Below are 1,930 nucleotides of genomic sequence, written 5' to 3' on the forward strand. Positions count from 1 at the left end.
CACCGTATCGACGATGGCCTGAGTCTGGGGATCGATCTCGATATTGGTCTGCCAGCCAGCCTTGACCCAACCCAGGTTGGTGCGGGCCAGGGTTTCGGGGATCAGGTGGACGCAGAACTCCCGCTCGCGCACCTCACCTATGGTCAGACTGATGCCGTCGATACCGATGTATCCCTTGGTCAGCACATATTTCATCAGCTCGGGAGCAAGGCGATACCACACCTGACGGTTGTTGGGTGTGTCGATCACCGAGGTAACCTCTGCCATGCCGATGATATGGCCAGACATGGCATGACCGCCGATCTCGTCACCAAAGCGGGCAGCCCGCTCCACATTGACCTTGTCCCCCACCTGCAACAGGCCGAGGTTGGTGAGACGCAGAGTCTCCTGCATCAGCTCGAAGCTGACCAGCTCACCCTCTACCCGGGTAACGGTCAGGCAGCAGCCGTTGTGAGCGACCGAGGCGCCGAGGGCCAGCCCTTCCCCCCACGCCGAGCTTGGCATGCGGATCACGTGGGTACGAAATGAAGCACTCTCTTCGATGGCGACCAGTTCGGCCACACCTTGCACAATTCCGGTAAACATCATCACCTCTTTGTTTCTGGTAACACGCTCTGTTTTTTATCGCGGCCTGTGGCCGCTTCTTTTACATAATCCGTTTTTTACACAATTCGTTTCGTACAAACTGTCACACCTGCTCCGCCGCCTCAGACCGCGCCAGCACACGAGCCCGGCGCTGGGAATGAATGACCACTATGCCAGCCAGCACGATGAGTAGACACCCCGCCATACTACTGAGGGTCGGCATTTCACCAAACATCAGATAGCCGCAGAGGGTAGAAAAAAAGATCTGGAAATAGAAGAAGGGCGCCAGAGTAGAGGCCTGCGCATACTGCATCGCCTTGATAAGGCAATATTGGGAGAGCAGGGTCACCACCGGTAGCGCCAGCAGATAGGGCCAGTCGGCAAGCCCAGGGTTGCGCCACAGTGCAGGCTGCCAGCAGAGTGCGACCATTGCCACCATCCCCAGCATGAAGCAGGTGACGATTAGGATATCGAGGGTGGTCAAACGTGGATCCACCAGCTTGGTGATGAGGTTGTAGCCGGTGTTGGCCAGTACAATGACCAGTGGCAGCAGATAGTAGAGGTTCGCGTCGCCCCCGTCGGGATGGGTCACCACCAGCACGCCAAACAACCCCAACAGCACGGCCGCCACCTTGGTCCGGGTCAGACGCTCCCTGAAAAAGATCACACCCGCCACCACGAAGGCCAGCGAACCAAGCTGGCAAATGATGGTGTAGACGTTGAGCGGTACATGGGCCAGCGCAATCACCGAGACCAGCGCACAGACCAGAAACAGCAGCGAGCGCAACAATAGCCAGCGATCCACCGCCAGCAGCGCCGACATGGTGCGCCTTGGCAACAACAGCAGCAGACCGAGGAAAGGAACAAAGAAGCGAAACCAGACCATCTCCATCACGGAGTAGCCATGGAGTACCAGATATTTGTCCGCGCCATCCTTAAGCGTCAGGGCGAGAAGAGCAAACAGCGTCAGAAAGATCGCCAGTGAATTGCGCGAAGAGAGCAGCATCAAAGAGGCCGAAACAGGAAAGGGGGTAACCAAACTAACGGGCTTGCCGCAAATTACAACCGCGAGACTGACAAAATGGGAGCAAAACCGCTATATTTGCTCGCCTTTTTACTTTCAAGGAAGCAAATCATGATGGTTTATGAGTGCTGTGAAGCGATCCGTATCGCCTATAACCAGATTGGCTCCGGCGAGCAGGGCTATGTGCCGAAGGCCATCGCCGCCGCTATCCGCGCCCTCAACGCGGTCGCCGCTGATGAGCGGGTACCCGCCGAGCTGCGCGAGCAGGCTGCCTATGCCGCTGCCAACCTGCTGATCAGCGATCACGAAGACGCTTGATCC

At 57.5% G+C, this 1,930-nt stretch carries 3 protein-coding genes; 1 reads left to right on the top strand and 2 read right to left on the bottom strand.

Annotation, left to right across the window (positions count from 1 at the left end; all coding sequences use genetic code 11):
* Both AB5Y85_RS14420 and AB5Y85_RS14425 read right to left on the bottom strand, forming a co-directional pair.
* Positions 1–585, bottom strand: a 585-nt coding sequence (locus AB5Y85_RS14420; RefSeq protein WP_368221628.1) for a riboflavin synthase subunit alpha, incomplete at its 3' end; no start/stop codon positions are given.
* 103 nt (positions 586–688) lie between these two features.
* Positions 689–1,591: a DMT family transporter gene (locus tag AB5Y85_RS14425; protein ID WP_257687992.1), complete on the bottom strand. Its 903-nt coding sequence runs from the start codon at positions 1,589–1,591 to the stop codon at positions 689–691.
* A gap of 129 nt (positions 1,592–1,720) precedes the next feature.
* Between AB5Y85_RS14425 and AB5Y85_RS14430 the strand changes: the two genes are divergently transcribed.
* Positions 1,721–1,927, top strand: a complete 207-nt coding sequence (locus tag AB5Y85_RS14430) for a YaeP family protein (RefSeq protein ID WP_019445841.1) — start codon at positions 1,721–1,723, stop codon at positions 1,925–1,927.
* Positions 1,928–1,930 lie beyond the last annotated feature (3 nt).

This window comes from Aeromonas sp. R3-1 (genome assembly GCF_040908345.1).
GTDB classification, from domain to species: domain Bacteria; phylum Pseudomonadota; class Gammaproteobacteria; order Enterobacterales; family Aeromonadaceae; genus Aeromonas; species Aeromonas veronii.

Bases quoted from the DNA above. Each gene is read 5' to 3' on its own strand.
- AB5Y85_RS14425 (WP_257687992.1), bottom strand. From the start codon at position 1,591: ATGCTGCTCTCTTCGCGCAATTCACTGGCGATCTTTCTGACGCTGTTT.
- AB5Y85_RS14430 (WP_019445841.1), top strand. From the start codon at position 1,721: ATGATGGTTTATGAGTGCTGTGAAGCGATCCGTATCGCCTATAACCAG.